We start from the raw sequence: 16354 nt of genomic DNA, 5'->3' as shown, positions 1-16354 counted from the left end.
ACAAGGGAGTAATTGTTTTGAAGAATTATAGTGTCTTTTTGAGTGCGTAGTTTATTTGTGATGATGTAGAATAACCTTCGTTATGTGGTCACTTTTTAATTGTTTTTTGCAATAAAATCTGGTTCATAAATAATATAAGTGATTGTTTAAGCACCTAATTCTAATTGATTTTTAACTAAATTGAAATACTTTCCTTTTAGTTTTGTCAATGATTCATGATTACCGGTTTCGGCTATTTCTCCATCATCTATAACCACTATTTGATCGGCGTCTTTTACTGTACTTAAACGGTGAGCGATTACAATTACTGTTTTATCTTTTAAAAATTTGTTTAGGTTTTCTACAATTATGCGTTCATTGTTTGTGTCTAAGGCACTTGTGGCTTCGTCAAAAAATACAATTTCAGGGTTTTTGTATACCGCTCTTGCTATGAGTATTCTTTGTTTTTCTCCTGTGCTAAGCCCTATGCCATCGCTTCCGATTTTAGTATTGTAGCTTTGAGGAAGTCGTTCTATGAGGTCTTTAACGTTGGCAATTTCTACAGCTTTAACTAAACGTTTTTTATCAACATATGGATGTCCTATGGTAATGTTTTTGAAAATGGTGTCATTAAAGATGTAGCCTTCCTGCATTACTACTCCGCACTTATTTCTCCAGGATCTTTGTGAAAAATTTTCTATGCTTTGATCTTTTAGTTTGATTTGTCCTTTTGTTGGTTCATAGAATTTTAGTAATAATTTAATTAACGTGGTTTTTCCACTACCACTAACACCTACAATAGCTGTTGTTTTATTAGGCGGAATTGTAAGGTTGATATTTTTTAAAATATTTTCTTTTCTTCCTGGATATGAAAAGGATAAGTTTTCTACAGTGATGTCATGGTTTATATCGACAACATCTGATTTGGATTCATTAATATTTTCTTCATCTTGCAGTTTGTGTATTTCATTTAATCTTTCTATCGCGATTTTAGCATCTTGTACAGTGTAGCTATTTTTTAACATCTCTTGTAATGGACCATTCAATTGCCCTATTATGTACATTATAGATAGCATCATTCCAAGGGTTATTTCACCATCTATAACAAGTTTTGCAGCAAAAAAAACAATGAATATGTTTTTAAGTTCATTAATAAGAGAAGTTCCGATATCTAGAAGTTGTTCGAGAGATAGTTTTTTTGTTGCAAGTTTAAATATTCTCACTTTAATAAACTCCCATCCCCATCTTTTTTCCTGTTCTGCGTTATGAAGTTTTATTTCTTGCATTCCATTAATAAGTTCGATAATCTTATTTTTTTCTTCACTTATCAAATGAAAATGCGATGAATCTATGATAGCTCTTTTTTTAAAGAATAAAGTTATCCAACCAAAATATAAAACTGTTCCTATTATAAAAACACCAAAAATTTTCAAGCTATAATAGGCTAAAACAGTGCCGAATACTATTATGTTTAAAATCGAAAGAATAAAAGATAAAGGAGAATTTGTTAATAGTGTTTCTATTCTTTTATGATCATTTACTCTTTCTAGAATATCACCAGTTAACTTCGAATCAAAATAGGAAATAGGTAGATTCATCAGTTTAATAAAAAAATCAGAAATTAAAGATATACTGATCCTGGTCGAAACATGTAATAATATCCAGCCTCTAACAATGTCTAAACTAATCTTACCAATAAATAAAAACACTTGAGCAAATAATATAATGTATATAAAACCTATATCCTGATTGTTTATACCTATGTCAACAATGCTTTGTGTCAGAAAAGGGAATAATAGATTTAGTATGCTTGTGGCAACAATTCCGATTATTAATTGAGTAACAAATTTTTTATGAACAAGAAGATAGCTTACTATATGTTTAAAACTCTTTTTAAAATTTTCATCTTTAAGCGGGGTGTCTTCGGTTTCATATAATTTAGGTGTTGGTTCAAACAAGAGTACAAGTCCCTCATTAGAATTTTCATTAGCTCCTTTTCCGATCCAGTTTTGTATAAATTCTTTTTTAGAGTATTTTATAGTTGTAGATGCTGGATCAGCAACATAAACAGATCTTTTAGTTACCTTATAAACAACTACGAAATGGTTAGTTTTCCAGTAAATAATTACAGGAAGAGGAACCTCTTCGAAAAACTGAGTTGGACTAATTTTTATTCCAATTGTTCTAAAACCAATTTTATCTGCAGCAATACTTAATAATTGCATATTGGTTCCTTCTCTTGTAGTCTCAGTGTAATCCGTTATTTTTTTTATTGAAATACTTTTTCCATGGTATTTGGAGATCATTCTTAGACAAGTAGCACCGCATTCCATAGAATTAAGTTGCCGATAATGGGGAAATTTTTTGCGCATAAATTAAATTAATTCCAGGTATTGGAGTATGGGTCAAAATTACAAAGATCCATTTTTGTATATGCTTGTTCTTTTGATATGATATCAGAATTAGAAGTACACATATGTCTAAACTGACAATCTTTACATTTTTCTATCTTATCATTAGAGAAGGAATATTTTTTTTTGAAACTAGTTGTATTGATTATTTCACCTATTTTGTCTTTGTTGATATTGCCATGTACCTTTTTGTGTGATATATAATTCTTGATGTCTCCATTTGTATCGATAGATACTTTCCTATATAGGCCCGTGTTGTAAGTTAAGGATTCATAGTACATTTGGTGTGTAATAGTAAAGGAGTCTAAAGTAATGGCCTCCATAGTGTTTTTAGAGAGAATTTTCGTGCTGAATACTAGGTTTTTTATAGAGTTTTTCGCCACTTTTATTTTTCTATCTTTTTTTGCTCCAAAAATAATTAGAACTACTCTTGGAAATTTTTGAACAAACTGGATCAAGTCTTGCTCTGTATATTCTGAATTATATGGGATGAAAATTTCTATCTTTCTTATAGAACTCTCTTTAATGGTATCCAAAGTGTTTCCTAGATCTACTAGAGAATAGTGATCATAACATCTAATCTGGAGTAATTGACACGATAGGTCATTTAATTGGATTAATACATCAGAAATGTTATAAGTAGATGATTTGTCTAGTGCAATAACAGAAGATATTATTTTATGTGGCGAATGAAAGATAGAATTTGGCTTATTAAATGGACTTGGATCATTTGTGTAAAATCCATATGCATTAGCTGCTAGGTATTCAAAATATTTGTCAATACCTTCATCAAGTTCATTATCAAATTTTAATTTTATGTCTTCTATACTCCGTTTGTTGATAACATATTGAAGAATTTCGTAGAGTAAGTTTGGGATTTCTATATAAGCTCCTCTATCTAAATCCATAATAATGCTTTGGGAATATCCTTTCACGGGAATACAAGTAGGAAATAATAAGAAATGTGATTTGTTAATTGGTATATGCATTTATTTTAAATCTAATATATTAGAATTTTTTTTGTAAAAATCCATAATAGCACCTTCACTTTTATATTTTTTCATGTATTGAAATTTTTCTGGTGTATCTCTTTTATCCTTTTCTTTAATCGATAAATAGTGTATATCAAAAGGGATTGATACATGCTCGGGAAAGGATAATAAATCTTTATGTTTTAGTTTTTTCATGTATTAATTATTGTTGATTAAGTGTTCTGCTATTTTTTTATTTAAATAATAATTGCATTGCATAGATACATCTCCATATTGACCTACAGGGTTAATTTCTAAGAAATAATAATGTCCATCAATACTTTTCATGATATCAATGGCTCCATAGCTTAATCTTAATTTGTCCATTAGTTTTATAATACTTTCTTCTATTGCAGGCGTAAGTTGATAAGGGATATATCTTGTTGGAGTATTCGCGTCCCTATTTCGCATATCAATTTTTGTTTCCTCATTAAGTTGGCTAAAGATAGCAGCAGAATAACAAGAACCATTTAAGAATATAGTTCGTATCTCATACTCTTTATCAATACATTCCTGGAATAGAGATGGTGCAAATACATCAGGGGTGTTCTTCAGGTCATCAATCAGGGTTGTGTATTGATGAAAAGATAACTCCGTGTTTGAATCTTCTGTTGGGTGCTTGTATTCCGGTATTATTTCATGAAGTGATTTGGTGATGATTCTATTGTTACAAGATTTAAAAAAAGCTTTAAGATCTTTTTTAGAATTAGTAATGAGTGTTTTTGGTATAGTCAACCCAAGTCTTTCTGCTTCTTGCATTACTATAGGTTTGTTTAATTCAAAAGTTTTAAAAGATCCAAGATGATTATTAGATTCTAATGTATATCCCAAATATTCCCAAAAAACATCGGTTCTTTGTTGTAAAGTATATTTTAATATATTTTCAGGGTACACACCATTATATTCAAGTCCTGCATTAAAGGGTCGAGTGTTATGATTTGGTCTTCTGAACCAAGTAGAATCAATTTTTAAGGCACTAGAATCATCTATGATGTCTTGTTTCTCTTCTTTATTTACTCCTCCAAATGTAAAAGAGATAGTTTTGTCTGTAAATCTAAAATGATCCTTATTTTCTGATGGTCCTATAAACTTTTCATACTCCTGATCATAATAATATAACCAATCAATAACTCTATTAGTGGAGAAATCTATTTTTTCAGAAAAAATTAAATGCATATATGTATTAGTTTCTTAAAAAGCTGTTGTGAAATACAACAGCTTTTGCTATTTATTAAATAAACAATTTGTGATTTTTATTAATTAGGAGGGTGACCAGTGCCACCTCTGTCTCCAGCATTAGCTCCAATCCCGCACCAGTACTGTACTGATTTTCCTTCTTGATCTAATACGACTGCGTCTTTTTGATCTTTTAGACTGCTCAATAAGCTGTCCATTGATTTTTGTTTTTTCATGTGATAAAATTTTTATGATTTTCTGTTTGGAAAATCGGGTTCATAATTAATTAAAAGGCTATGGACTTTATAAGGTCATAAAGCCCATAGTTTTATTTAGAATATACTTTTTTAATTAGGAGGGTTACCAGTGCCACCTCTATCTCCAGCATTGGCTCCGATCCCGCACCAGTATTGTACTGATTTTCCTTCTTGATCTAATACGACTGCGTCTTTTTGATTTTTTAGACTGCTCAATAAGCTGTCCATTGATTTTTGTTTTTTCATGTGATAAAATTTTTATGATTTTCTAGTTAAGAAAATCGGGTTCATAATTAAGTGAATTCAATAAAACTTATTACGAGGCATCTAGATTGCTCCTTTGTCGGGAGGGTCTCCAGCACTACCAAGATCTCCAGCATTAGCTCCAATCCCACACCAGTATTGTACTGATTTTCCTTCTTGATCTAATACGACTGCGTCTTTTTGATTTTTTAGACTGCTCAATAAGCTGTCCATTGATTTTTGTTTTTTCATGTGATAAAATTTTTATGATTTTCTAGTTAGAAAATCGGGTTCATAATTAATAAAAAACACTACAGATTATAGTATTTTATAATCTCTAGTGGATAAGGTTTAATCTGTAGGGGGATTTCCACTACTGCCAAAATCCCCTGCATTAGCACCAATCCCACACCAGTATTGTACTGATTTTCCTTCTTGATCTAATACGACTGCGTCTTTTTGATCTTTTAGACTGCTCAATAAGCTGTCCATTGATTTTTGTTTTTTCATGTGATAAAATTTTTATGATTTTCTAGTTAGAAAATCGGGTTAATAATTGATTAAAAGGCTATGGACTTTATAAGGTCATAAAGCCCATTGTTTATTTAGAATTTATTTTTTTAATTAGGAGGGAATCCAGAACCACCTTTATCACCCGCATTAGCGCCAATCCCGCACCAGTATTGTACTGATTTTCCTTCTTGGTCAAGGACCACTGCTTCTTTTTGATTCTCTAGACTGTTCATTAAAGAATCCATTGATTTTTGTTTTTTCATGTGATAAAATTTTTATGATTTTCTGTTTAGAAAATCGGATTAATAATTAATATAAAACACTACAGATTATAGTATTTTATAATCCGTAGTGTATAAGGTTTAATCATTTGGAGGATGACCAGAATTACCGTGATCCCCAGCATTAACTCCAATCCCACACCAGTATTGTACTGATTTTCCTTCTTGATCTAATACGACTGGTTGTTTTTGATCTTTTAGACTGCTAAGTAAGCTGTCCATTGATTTTTGTTTTTTCATGTGATAAAATGTTTTTGATTTTCTATTAAGAAAATCGGGTTAATAATTGATTAAAGAATTAATAGTTTTATGAAATAATGAAACTACTAATATGTCAAGTTTGTATAATCTATTGACGATCAAACAGCGCCATCAAAACCCCAAGAATTAGCTCCAGTGGGTATTAATTTTTTCTCCTGTAAAGCCTATATATTTGTTTTTATTTTAGGGAAAAATTAGACTAACAAAATGTTGTTATATAATAATAACGGCATTAATTTTTATTTGTTACAGTAATATTAGTAGTACTTCTCGCTATTTGATAATAGGAAAGACAACCATATATTTGCTGCAGTACTTGTCGATAATTACAATTCTATAGTAGTGATATATACATTTTTTATATGACCTTCGTTTTTAACAAGATATATTTTCGATTGAAAATTTAATTACTCTATAACTTTGTGTTTTAATAGGTGAGATTGTTACCTGTATAATTGTTAAAAAGGATGTTATTTAACGATTATTTAACGATTTCGTAGGTGTAAATGGAGTGGTAATCGATCAGAATGATACATTGAAAAATGATTTAGAATCTATGTTAACTTCTCCAGTTTTACCAGGTACGGTTCAGTTAACTCCATCAGGTAAATTGATTATCTTGATGAAATATTGTCAAACCACAGGAGGATATCCAAGAGTCTTGCAATTAACTAAGGATGCCATTAATAATATAGCTCAAAAAAGAACGGGTGGACAAATTAGGTTTGAGCTAAAAACTATTTAATGACAGTTTGTTAATATTTTTTTGAATAATAGTAGTTTTAGTGTATGCTTGCGTTTTTTTGTGATATATAATATGTTTATTTTTATTAGACATGTGTAGTTATTAGATATGTATTAGTTCGATTATTAATTAATACTAGATGGTTTTTAGAAGGTTGGACAATGATTGGAATTTGTGTAGGGGGTGAATCCACCCTTTTTTATCAGGGGAAAAACACCCTAAGCTGTTTTTTTTTGTTTTTTTGATAATTACCTATAATGTTTGTTATCAAGTGATTAACAATGTGGTTTTGCCGTAAAATTATTATAAAAAAGGGTTGCCGTATTTGTTTAAAACTTAGATTTTTAAATATATTAGCATCAATAACCCAATAAATAAAAAGATTATGGCAAAAAAAGTACAAAAACCCGAAAAGTGCATTAAAGTAGAAGAGGCAAGAGAGCTTCATGATAATTGGTGTAAGAAAAGAGGAAAACGTCTTCAGAAGAAATTAGGTTTTGAGGATGCTCGTGAGTTTCATTGGTCCGTTGCAGAGTTAGAAGAGTATTTAGCATATGTGAAACAAGAATCAGAAGAACAAGGAATTAAAGATCCAGGTATAAGAATATATATGGGAGCATATCCTAAATCAAAATGTAAAATGAAGAAAGGGTATTCGACTTTGTTTATGGCGCCAACAGGTTCACGACCTGGAGCATCGGGTAAAGGAGATGGTGATCCTGAAAATAATTATGATATTCCTGCTTTTAACAGAGGTGGACATGGTTTTCCTCCAAATGATTATTAATGAGTGATTCAATAAACTTAATAGTTATTAATCTCTTTGAGTTAATTGCGGCAATTGCCGGAACAGTTTATATTTCAAGATATCAAGTAGATCGCTCTACTCGGTATCTTGTTTTCTTTTTATGGTTGAATGTTTTTGTAGAGGTGGTTTTTGGTTGGTTACCTACGTTTGTTGAAATCTTCAATTCATTTAAGTTTTTAGAGGATACAATTTTTGCTCGTAATAAGTGGATTTATAATACTTTTGAAGTTGTAAGTTCTCTGTTTTATTTACTTTATTTTGCTAACTTAATTGAGTCAAATAAGAATAAGAAGATTGGATTAAATATTATAGCTATATATGTAATCTTTTCTGTATTTAATTTAGCTTTTTCTGATGTATTTTTTACTTCCAGTTCTGCGCCTAATTCTATTTTTGGTACTTTATTGCTGGTTTTGTTTATAATGTATTTTTATTTTCAAATTTTGCAAAGTGATGAAATACTAAATTTTTATAAGACTATCCCATTTTATGTTTCTATAGGTGCATTAGTTTTTCATCTAATAGTGAATCCAATTTTTATTTATGAACAGTATTATAGTAATACTGTCAGTCCTGAATTTGTTAGAATTTTTCTAACAATATTAACAATAGTGAATATTTTTATGTATTCTTGTTATACTATTGGATTTCTGGTATGCTCGAAAAGGAACAAATCTTATTAATTGTTTATTTTACCATAATTATCTTATTCTTTGCGATATTCGGTATTATATTTTTTATTGCTTTTCAAAAACGTAAAAATAAATTGCTTCTTGAGCAATTCAAGGCAAAACAACGTTTTGATGAAGAATTACAAAACTCTAAACTAGAAATCCAGGAACAAACCCTTAAAAACGTAAGCTGGGAATTACACGATAATATCGGTCAGTTATTGTCTACTGCAGTGATGCAAATCAATATTTTAAATACCAATCTTGAACCAAAAATCAAAGATTCTGTTCAGGATATTAGAAACTTAGTTGGCGATAGTCTACAAGAAATAAGAAACCTTTCTAAAACTCTTAATCACGAAGTAATTCAGAATATCGGTATAGAGAAATCTATCCAGGTAGAATTAGACCGTTTTAAAAAATTAAATTTTCTTACACCAGAGTTTATCGTAACCGGAGAAGAAGTGGTTATAAATCCTAAAGATGAAATTATTATATATCGCATCATTCAGGAGTTTTTCTCAAATACCATAAAACACGCAGAAGCATCTCATCTTTTAGTAAAATTAGAATATACTATAGATGATTTAACAATTACTATAAAAGATGATGGGATTGGGTATGATATGGAGTCGGTTCAAGCCAATTCTGGTTTGTTAAATATGAAAAGTAGAGCTGGGCTGGTTAATGCAAATTTAGACAGTGTATCCGAACCGGGTAAAGGAGTTTTGCTTACCTTGCAGTATCCATTTAAAGATGACGATAAGGTATAATGAAATTTAAATTACAATGAAGAAAAAAACTGTGGTTATTGTAGATGATCACCTTCTCTTTGCACAATCTCTAGAAAGCTTGATTACAAATCTAGAAGGCTACGAAGTATTGGCAATCCTTAAGAACGGGAAAGAACTAACACAATATTACCTACATAAAAGAAAAAAACCAGAGCTTATTTTATTGGATGTAAAAATGCCAGTGATGGATGGTATCCAGACCATGCAATGGTTAAAAGAAAACCAGCCGGAGCAGAAGGCTTTAGCATTGACGATGGAAGATGACGAAGAAACCATTATAAAAATGCTGAGAGCAGGCGCTAGAGGGTATTTATTGAAGGATATTCATCCAGAGAATTTTGAGTTTGCGATGAAAATGGTCATAGAGCAAGGGTTTTATTATTCTAGTAAAATAGAGACTGCGCTAAAGTATTCTGAAAAACCAGATGCTGATATTGGTCAAAACCTTGCGGATAAGTTAACAGATAGAGAATGGACATTTCTAAAATATGCGTGTTCAGAACTTACATATAAAAGTATTGCTGGTGAAATGAACCTAAGTCCAAAGACTATAGAGAACTATCGCGAATCTGTTTTTAAGAAGTTACAGGTGAAAACCAGAGTTGGGCTAGTAATATATTGTATGAAAAATAATTTATTCAAGCTGGATTAAAACCTTTTAAAACAGTGTTTGTTTTTCAAAAAAATATTTTGTTATATTTACACCAATGAAAAGTAAAAACATAAATATCAAAAATGTCATTAGTATTGAGGTGATTATTTCATCTTGATAAGGGATATTGTTGATATATAATATATGAATTGATCCCTTTGCGAAAGTAAAGGGATTTTTTTATTCCATATTTAAAAATTTACAATGAGAGTAATAAAAAATAGAAACATCAATGTCATTAGTATCGTCGTGATTATTTCACTAAGCTGAGGGATATTGATATAATTTATATACTAAACTCCCTTCGTAATTTGAAGGGAGTTTTTTTATGTCTGAAAATAATGTGTAACAAAAATTAACAAATAGTGATTGTAAATAAAAAGAAGTTAAATGGTTGTAAATCAGTTATTAATAAGCATTTGGTAGTGGTTGGATGTTGTAAGCTTATTGAATAAAATTCAACAGTTTAGTCATTACGAAATAGTTTTATACTGTGGTTTGTTTGGTTAAGTATTAATTAATCGAATAAATAGTTAAAATTTTAAAGAATTAATAAAAAATTTACATTCAAAAGGAATGAGCATTAATAAATATAGTAAACAAGTTACACAAGACGATACACAACCGGCAGCACAAGCAATGCTTCATGCTATTGGTTTAACTGACGAAGACTTTAAAAAACCATTGGTTGGTATTGCAAGTACAGGTTATGAAGGTAATCCGTGTAATATGCATCTTAATGATTTGGCAAAGCTAGTAAAGCAAGGAACGCAAGAAGAGGATGTAGTAGGATTAATATTTAATACGATTGGTGTTAGCGATGGTATTTCTATGGGAACACCAGGAATGCGTTTCTCATTGCCGTCCAGAGATGTAATTGCAGATTCCATGGAGACTGTTGTACAGGCTATGTCTTATGATGGAATGGTAACAGTAGTAGGATGTGATAAAAATATGCCTGGAGCATTAATGGCTATGCTACGATTAAACCGTCCTTCAATTTTGGTGTATGGAGGTACAATTGCTTCTGGATTACACGCGGGAAAGAAATTGGATATAGTTTCTGCTTTTGAAGCTTGGGGAGAAAAAGTAGCTGGAACTATTACTCAGAACGAATATAAGAGTGTAATAGAAAAAGCTTGTCCCGGAGCAGGAGCTTGTGGAGGTATGTATACTGCCAATACCATGGCTTCTGCAATAGAAGCTTTAGGAATGTCTTTGCCGTATAATTCATCAAACCCTGCAATTAGCAACAATAAAGAAAAAGAAAGTATCGCAGCAGGTCGTGCGATGCGAACACTTTTAGAAAAAGATATTAAGCCATTAGATATTGTCACCAAAAAATCTTTAGAAAATGCGATACGATTGGTAACTATATTAGGAGGTTCTACCAATGCGGTATTACACTTTTTAGCAATTGCGAGAGCAGCAGATGTAGAATTTACACTTGCAGATTTCCAAAGAATAAGTGATGAGACTCCGTTTTTAGCAGATCTAAAGCCAAGTGGGAAATATTTGATGGAAGATGTACACGCGGTAGGTGGAATTCCAGCTGTACTTAAATATTTACTTAAGAAAGGGTTGTTACACGGAGATTGTTTGACCGTTACGGGAAAAACACTTGCAGAAAATTTATTAGATGTACCAGATCTTTCAGAAGGACAAGATGTAATAAAACCATTAGAGAACCCAATTAAACCTACAGGACACCTTAGAATAATGTTTGGTAACCTAGCAGAAGGAGGTTGTGTTGCAAAAATCACGGGTAAAGAAGGACTTCGTTTTCAAGGAAAAGCAATAGTGTTTAATAGCGAATATGATGCTAATGATGGAATAAGAGATGGAAAAGTGGGAAAAGGAAATGTAGTCGTCATTAGGTACGAAGGCCCAAAAGGAGGTCCCGGAATGCCAGAAATGTTAAAACCAACAGCGGCAATTATGGGAGCGGGTCTTGGTAAAGAGGTTGCACTAATTACTGACGGTAGATTCTCTGGAGGAACTCATGGATTCGTGGTAGGACATATCACTCCAGAAGCACAAGAAGGAGGTTTGATAGCATTGGTAGAAGATGGAGATGTCATTACAATTGATGCAGAAACGAATTCTATTACTGTAGCGATCGAGGAAGAAGAAGTTAAAAGAAGAAAAGCTTCTTGGGTTCAACCGCCATTAAAATTCAGTAAAGGAGTTTTATATAAATATGCAAACACAGTTTCATCTGCATCACAAGGATGTGTGACAGATGAGTTCTAAGAACATTCTGGTAAATAACCGGAATATAAAAACATAAAGCGTAATGGAAACACAAACGCAAACAATAGAAAAGGAAGCTAATGAAACTACTGGTCATATGACAGGAGCAGAAGCTGTAATACATTGCTTACTAGCAGAAGGGGTCGATCTAATTTATGGATACCCTGGTGGAGCAATCATGCCAGTCTATGATGAACTTTATAAGTTTCAGGATAAATTACAACATATACTTACTAGACATGAACAAGGAGCAACGCATGCTGCTCAAGGATATGCCAGAACAAGTGGAAAAGTCGGTGTAGCAATCGCAACATCCGGGCCAGGAGCGACTAATTTCGTAACAGGAATAGCGGATGCTCAGATTGATTCTACACCTATGGTTTGTATTACTGGGCAAGTAGGATCTCATTTATTAGGATCTGATGCTTTTCAGGAAACAGATATTATAGGAATTTCTACACCAATCACTAAATGGAATCACCAAGTAACCAAAGCTGAAGATATTCCTTCTGTGTTAGCCAAAGCATTTTATATTGCGCGTTCCGGTCGTCCAGGTCCGGTTCTTATCGATATAACAAAAGATGCTCAGTTTGGTGAGCTTGATTTTAAATATTCAAAATGTAAAGGAGTAAGAAGTTATAAACCGGTTCCTGAAACCGATCCTAAAACATTAGAGCAAGCTGCTAGTTTGATTAACAGCGCAAAAAAACCAATGATTGTTTTCGGTCAAGGAGTTATTCTTGGCGAAGCAGAGGAAGAATTAAAGGATTTTATTGAAAAAACTAACATTCCATCAGCTTGGACAATTTTAGGATTATCAGCATTGCCAACGGCTCATCCACTTAATGTGGGAATGGTAGGAATGCACGGTAATTATGGACCTAATAAATTAACTAACGAATGTGACCTTTTATTAGCGATAGGGATGCGTTTCGATGATCGTGTTACTGGTAATTTAGAAACGTATGCAAAACAAGCTAAAGTAATTCATTTCGAAATAGACCCTGCAGAAGTAAATAAGAATGTAAAGGCAGATGTAGCCGTTATGGGTGATGTAAAAAATACATTGGGAGAATTACTTTCGATGGTTGAGTCTAATAATCATGATGCTTGGTTACAGGAGTTTAAGGATTTTGATACTATAGAATATGATAAGGTGATTAAAGAGGAGTTATATCCTTCTAAAGAAGGTCTTTCTATGGGAGAAGTACTTAGAGGTATTAATGAGGAAACAAAAGGAGATGCTATTATTGTTTCTGATGTAGGACAACACCAAATGATCGCATGTAGATATGCTGAGTTTATAAAATCCAAAAGCAATGTAACTTCTGGAGGCTTAGGAACCATGGGATTTGCTTTGCCAGCAGCTATCGGAGCGAAAATGGGAGCTCCGGAGAGAGAAGTTGTAGCTATTATTGGCGATGGTGGATATCAAATGACGATACAAGAATTGGGTACTATTTTTCAGACTAGAGTTCCTGTGAAGATTGTTGTTCTTAATAATGATTTCTTAGGTATGGTACGTCAGTGGCAACAGTTGTTTTTTGATAAGCGATATGCATCAACAGAAATGGTGAATCCTGATTTTGTGACTATTGCAAAGGGTTATCATATAGAAGCTAAAAGAGTAAATAAAAGAGAAGATTTACAAGGAGCTATTGCGGAAATGATAGCTTCAAAAGAACCATATTTTTTAGAAGTATGTGTAGAAAAGGAAAACAATGTATTTCCGATGATACCTACAGGAGCATCAGTTTCGGATATAAGATTAGAGTAATAATAAGTTGTCATTCTAGCGTAGGTTAGAATCTATTAAAAGATATAATAATGGAGAGAGAGTGTTATACCATATCAGTATATACTGAGAATAATATAGGATTGTTGAACAGAATATCAGCAATCTTCCTGAAGCGTCATATTAATTTAGATAGTATGACAGCATCCGTTTCAGAAATTAAAGATGTTTTTCGATTTACGATTGTAGTAAAAATAACGGAAGAAAAGGTTAAGAAGCTGGTAGGTCAGATAGAAAAACAAATTGAGGTTATTAAAGCTTTTTATCATAAGGATGATGAAACAATTTATCAAGAAACAGCATTGTTTAAAGTAGCATCTAAACTTTTGTTTGAAGAAAGACAAATACAAAATGTTATTAAAGAAAGCAACTCAAACATTGTCACTGTAACGCCAGAGTTTTTTGTTTTGGAAAAAACAGGAAGACGTAAAGAAGTTGAAGAGTTGTATGATAAATTAGAACCGTATGGTTTAATGCAATTTGTACGTTCAGGCAGAATTGCTGTTACAAAAGAAAAGATGCATATATCTAAAATAATAGAAAGTTTTGGAGTAGAGACTGTGTAAGGGATAGCAACGACATCCTTTTCTACGTCAGTTCGAGTATCCGTCCTAGGCGGATGTATCGAGAACCAGTAGAAAAGATATAGTGAATAGCCCGACCCTGAGATGTCACACTGAGATGCTATATTGAGCTTCCTCCAAAGGCGGACAAGTGTCGAAGTATTGTCAAAGCGCAGTCGAAGGGATACACCAAAAGAAAAAGAAACAACTAAAAATCAAAATTAAATAGATTTCCGTGTAAGCGGAAGTAATCACAAATTAAGAAAGAAATGGCAAATTATTTTAATACGCTATCATTAAGAGATCAATTAACACAATTAGGAAAATGTAGATTTATGGACTCTTCTGAGTTTACAGACGGAGTTGGAGTCCTTAAAGGAAAAAAAATAGTAATAGTAGGTTGCGGAGCGCAAGGGCTGAATCAAGGATTGAATATGAGAGATTCGGGATTGGATATTTCATACACACTTCGTGAAGCTGCTATCAAAGAAAAAAGACAATCGTATAAGAACGCTACAGATAATGGATTTACAGTGGGAACTTATGAAGAATTGGTTCCTAACGCAGATGTGGTGATCAACCTTACGCCAGACAAACAACATACTCAGGTAGTAAATGCTGTTATGCCGTTAATGAAAAAAGGAGCTACTCTATCGTACTCTCACGGGTTTAATATTGTAGAAGAAGGAATGCAAGTCAGAGAGGATCTTACTGTAATTATGGTAGCACCAAAAAGCCCTGGCTCTGAAGTGAGAGAAGAGTATAAAAGAGGATTCGGAGTGCCTACACTAATTGCGGTACATCCAGAGAATGATCCTAAAGGACATGGGTTAGCACAGGCCAAGGCATACGCTACAGGAACAGGTGGTGATAGAGCAGGGGTATTAGAATCGTCTTTCGTTGCAGAGGTGAAATCAGATCTTATGGGGGAGCAAACTATTCTTTGTGGTTTGTTACAAACGGGTTCTATTCTTTGTTTTGATAAGATGATAGAAAAAGGAATTGACGCAGGATATGCTTCTAAATTAATTCAGTACGGATGGGAAACCATTACAGAAGGATTAAAATATGGAGGTATTACAAATATGATGGACCGATTGTCTAATCCTTCGAAAGTAAAAGCTTTCGAACTTTCTGAAGAGTTAAAAGATATTATGCGTCCATTGTTCCAAAAACATATGGATGATATTATCGGTGGTCATTTCTCTAAAACAATGATGGAAGATTGGGCAAATGATGATAAAAATCTATTATCGTGGAGAGCGGCAACTGGAGAAACAGCATTCGAGAAAACACCAGCAGGAGAGGTAACTATTTCTGAACAGGAATTCTATGATAACGGGGTGCTAATGGTTGCTATGGTAAGAGCAGGAGTAGAACTTGCTTTTGAAGCAATGACTTCATCTGGTATTATCGAGGAATCTGCTTACTATGAATCACTACATGAAACTCCACTTATTGCGAATACAATTGCACGTAAGAAGTTATTCGAAATGAACAGAGTAATTTCGGATACAGCAGAGTATGGATGCTATTTGTTTGATCATGCGTGTAAACCGTTATTAGGAGATTTTATGAAAAAAATCAATACTGATGTGATTGGTAAAGCTTATGACGAGGGTAAAAGCAATGGAGTTGATAATGCAAAGCTAATAGAAGTAAATGCTGCTTTAAGAAATCATCCTATAGAAGTAGTAGGAGCAAGATTAAGAGCATCTATGACGGCAATGAAGCCAATAGTGTAAAAAAATCGTCGATTCGAGTACTTCGACGTGAGGAGAAGTGTATCGAGAATAAGATTTTGAATAGTTGAAGCTTTTCTCGATACAATTTTTCTTCATTTTATTACGAAAAATCACTCGAAATGACGCTTCAAATAATTTATTTGTCTAGCTGGGTCTGTTGAAGTTTTTTGAGATGT

Annotated in this window: 19 protein-coding genes; 9 read left to right on the top strand and 10 right to left on the bottom strand. The window is 32.6% G+C overall.

The features are described from left to right. Positions 1-146: 146 nt before the first annotated feature. From Q0921_RS21830 to Q0921_RS21785, 10 genes are all read right to left on the bottom strand, one after another. Positions 147-2351, bottom strand: coding sequence for a peptidase domain-containing ABC transporter (locus Q0921_RS21830; protein ID WP_299260751.1), 2205 nt, complete (start codon positions 2349-2351; stop codon positions 147-149). An 8-nt stretch (positions 2352-2359) separates the two neighbouring features. After that, positions 2360-3379: a grasp-with-spasm system SPASM domain peptide maturase gene (gene gwsS, locus Q0921_RS21825; RefSeq protein ID WP_299260749.1), complete on the bottom strand. Its 1020-nt coding sequence runs from the start codon at positions 3377-3379 to the stop codon at positions 2360-2362. Next, positions 3380-3577 carry a hypothetical protein gene (locus Q0921_RS21820; protein ID WP_299260747.1) on the bottom strand — a complete coding sequence of 66 codons (198 nt, stop codon included), beginning with the start codon at positions 3575-3577 and terminating at the stop codon, positions 3380-3382. It lies immediately after the preceding gene. Positions 3578-3580: 3 nt separating this feature from the next. Next, positions 3581-4597 carry a grasp-with-spasm system ATP-grasp peptide maturase gene (gene gwsG / locus Q0921_RS21815; protein ID WP_299260745.1) on the bottom strand — a complete coding sequence of 339 codons (1017 nt, stop codon included), beginning with the start codon at positions 4595-4597 and terminating at the stop codon, positions 3581-3583. An 80-nt stretch (positions 4598-4677) separates the two neighbouring features. Then, a complete protein-coding gene (locus Q0921_RS21810) occupies positions 4678-4833 on the bottom strand; it encodes a hypothetical protein (protein WP_299260743.1) in 156 nt (51 codons plus the stop codon). Between the two features lie 111 nt (positions 4834-4944). Further along, entirely contained in the window at positions 4945-5100 is a 156-nt protein-coding gene (locus Q0921_RS21805; RefSeq protein WP_299260741.1) for a hypothetical protein, read from the bottom strand. Between the two features lie 81 nt (positions 5101-5181). Next, positions 5182-5349 carry a hypothetical protein gene (locus Q0921_RS21800; RefSeq protein ID WP_299260739.1) on the bottom strand — a complete coding sequence of 56 codons (168 nt, stop codon included), beginning with the start codon at positions 5347-5349 and terminating at the stop codon, positions 5182-5184. A gap of 99 nt (positions 5350-5448) precedes the next feature. Then, complete coding sequence (locus Q0921_RS21795; protein ID WP_299260737.1) at positions 5449-5607, bottom strand: hypothetical protein; 159 nt, start codon at positions 5605-5607, stop codon at positions 5449-5451. A 110-nt stretch (positions 5608-5717) separates the two neighbouring features. Next, the gene (locus Q0921_RS21790; RefSeq protein ID WP_299260735.1) at positions 5718-5873 is read right to left on the bottom strand and encodes a hypothetical protein; all 156 of its coding nucleotides are present in this window, start codon (positions 5871-5873) and stop codon (positions 5718-5720) included. A gap of 99 nt (positions 5874-5972) precedes the next feature. After that, complete coding sequence (locus Q0921_RS21785; protein ID WP_299260733.1) at positions 5973-6131, bottom strand: hypothetical protein; 159 nt, start codon at positions 6129-6131, stop codon at positions 5973-5975. Between the two features lie 532 nt (positions 6132-6663). Between Q0921_RS21785 and Q0921_RS21780 the strand changes: the two genes are divergently transcribed. The 9 genes from Q0921_RS21780 (at position 6664) to ilvC (ending at position 16178) form a co-directional block, all read left to right on the top strand. Next, positions 6664-6897 carry a hypothetical protein gene (locus tag Q0921_RS21780; RefSeq protein ID WP_367183352.1) on the top strand — a complete coding sequence of 78 codons (234 nt, stop codon included), beginning with the start codon at positions 6664-6666 and terminating at the stop codon, positions 6895-6897. Positions 6898-7282: 385 nt separating this feature from the next. Beyond that, entirely contained in the window at positions 7283-7684 is a 402-nt protein-coding gene (locus tag Q0921_RS21775; RefSeq protein ID WP_299260731.1) for a hypothetical protein, read from the top strand. Beyond that, positions 7684-8388 carry a hypothetical protein gene (locus Q0921_RS21770; RefSeq protein WP_299260706.1) on the top strand — a complete coding sequence of 235 codons (705 nt, stop codon included), beginning with the start codon at positions 7684-7686 and terminating at the stop codon, positions 8386-8388. The genes Q0921_RS21775 and Q0921_RS21770 overlap by 1 nt, the downstream gene beginning before the upstream one ends. Further along, the gene (locus Q0921_RS21765; protein ID WP_299260704.1) at positions 8361-9149 is read left to right on the top strand and encodes an ATP-binding protein; all 789 of its coding nucleotides are present in this window, start codon (positions 8361-8363) and stop codon (positions 9147-9149) included. Before Q0921_RS21770 ends, Q0921_RS21765 begins: the two co-directional genes overlap by 28 nt. Before the next feature lie 16 nt (positions 9150-9165). Continuing rightward, the gene (locus Q0921_RS21760; RefSeq protein WP_299260702.1) at positions 9166-9822 is read left to right on the top strand and encodes a response regulator transcription factor; all 657 of its coding nucleotides are present in this window, start codon (positions 9166-9168) and stop codon (positions 9820-9822) included. Between the two features lie 576 nt (positions 9823-10398). Further along, positions 10399-12075, top strand: coding sequence for a dihydroxy-acid dehydratase (gene ilvD, locus Q0921_RS21755; RefSeq protein ID WP_299260700.1), 1677 nt, complete (start codon positions 10399-10401; stop codon positions 12073-12075). Positions 12076-12118: 43 nt separating this feature from the next. Continuing rightward, positions 12119-13852, top strand: a complete 1734-nt coding sequence (ilvB, locus tag Q0921_RS21750; RefSeq protein WP_299260698.1) for a biosynthetic-type acetolactate synthase large subunit — start codon at positions 12119-12121, stop codon at positions 13850-13852. A 50-nt stretch (positions 13853-13902) separates the two neighbouring features. Then, positions 13903-14436: an acetolactate synthase small subunit gene (gene ilvN / locus Q0921_RS21745; RefSeq protein WP_299260696.1), complete on the top strand. Its 534-nt coding sequence runs from the start codon at positions 13903-13905 to the stop codon at positions 14434-14436. Between the two features lie 266 nt (positions 14437-14702). Beyond that, entirely contained in the window at positions 14703-16178 is a 1476-nt protein-coding gene (ilvC, locus tag Q0921_RS21740; protein WP_299260694.1) for a ketol-acid reductoisomerase, read from the top strand. The last annotated feature ends 176 nt before the right edge of the window (positions 16179-16354 follow it).

The organism is uncultured Aquimarina sp., assembly GCF_947496855.1.
Taxonomy (GTDB): Bacteria; Bacteroidota; Bacteroidia; order Flavobacteriales; family Flavobacteriaceae; genus Aquimarina.
This window is presented reverse-complemented; position numbering and strand designations above follow the sequence as displayed.

Excerpts from the sequence above, each read along its gene's own strand:
- Q0921_RS21760 (WP_299260702.1), top strand. The coding sequence starts at position 9,166 with ATGAAGAAAAAAACTGTGGTTATTGTAGATGATCACCTTCTCTTTGCA.
- ilvB (WP_299260698.1), top strand. The coding sequence starts at position 12,119 with ATGGAAACACAAACGCAAACAATAGAAAAGGAAGCTAATGAAACTACT.
- Q0921_RS21790 (WP_299260735.1), bottom strand. The coding sequence starts at position 5,873 with ATGAAAAAACAAAAATCAATGGATTCTTTAATGAACAGTCTAGAGAAT.
- ilvN (WP_299260696.1), top strand. The coding sequence starts at position 13,903 with ATGGAGAGAGAGTGTTATACCATATCAGTATATACTGAGAATAATATA.
- Q0921_RS21800 (WP_299260739.1), bottom strand. The coding sequence starts at position 5,349 with ATGAAAAAACAAAAATCAATGGACAGCTTATTGAGCAGTCTAAAAAAT.
- Q0921_RS21770 (WP_299260706.1), top strand. The coding sequence starts at position 7,684 with ATGAGTGATTCAATAAACTTAATAGTTATTAATCTCTTTGAGTTAATT.
- gwsS (WP_299260749.1), bottom strand. The coding sequence starts at position 3,379 with ATGCATATACCAATTAACAAATCACATTTCTTATTATTTCCTACTTGT.
- Q0921_RS21830 (WP_299260751.1), bottom strand. The coding sequence starts at position 2,351 with ATGCGCAAAAAATTTCCCCATTATCGGCAACTTAATTCTATGGAATGC.
- Q0921_RS21805 (WP_299260741.1), bottom strand. The coding sequence starts at position 5,100 with ATGAAAAAACAAAAATCAATGGACAGCTTATTGAGCAGTCTAAAAAAT.
- Q0921_RS21795 (WP_299260737.1), bottom strand. The coding sequence starts at position 5,607 with ATGAAAAAACAAAAATCAATGGACAGCTTATTGAGCAGTCTAAAAGAT.
- Q0921_RS21810 (WP_299260743.1), bottom strand. The coding sequence starts at position 4,833 with ATGAAAAAACAAAAATCAATGGACAGCTTATTGAGCAGTCTAAAAGAT.
- Q0921_RS21765 (WP_299260704.1), top strand. The coding sequence starts at position 8,361 with ATGCTCGAAAAGGAACAAATCTTATTAATTGTTTATTTTACCATAATT.
- gwsG (WP_299260745.1), bottom strand. The coding sequence starts at position 4,597 with ATGCATTTAATTTTTTCTGAAAAAATAGATTTCTCCACTAATAGAGTT.
- Q0921_RS21785 (WP_299260733.1), bottom strand. The coding sequence starts at position 6,131 with ATGAAAAAACAAAAATCAATGGACAGCTTACTTAGCAGTCTAAAAGAT.
- Q0921_RS21775 (WP_299260731.1), top strand. The coding sequence starts at position 7,283 with ATGGCAAAAAAAGTACAAAAACCCGAAAAGTGCATTAAAGTAGAAGAG.
- Q0921_RS21820 (WP_299260747.1), bottom strand. The coding sequence starts at position 3,577 with ATGAAAAAACTAAAACATAAAGATTTATTATCCTTTCCCGAGCATGTA.
- ilvC (WP_299260694.1), top strand. The coding sequence starts at position 14,703 with ATGGCAAATTATTTTAATACGCTATCATTAAGAGATCAATTAACACAA.
- ilvD (WP_299260700.1), top strand. The coding sequence starts at position 10,399 with ATGAGCATTAATAAATATAGTAAACAAGTTACACAAGACGATACACAA.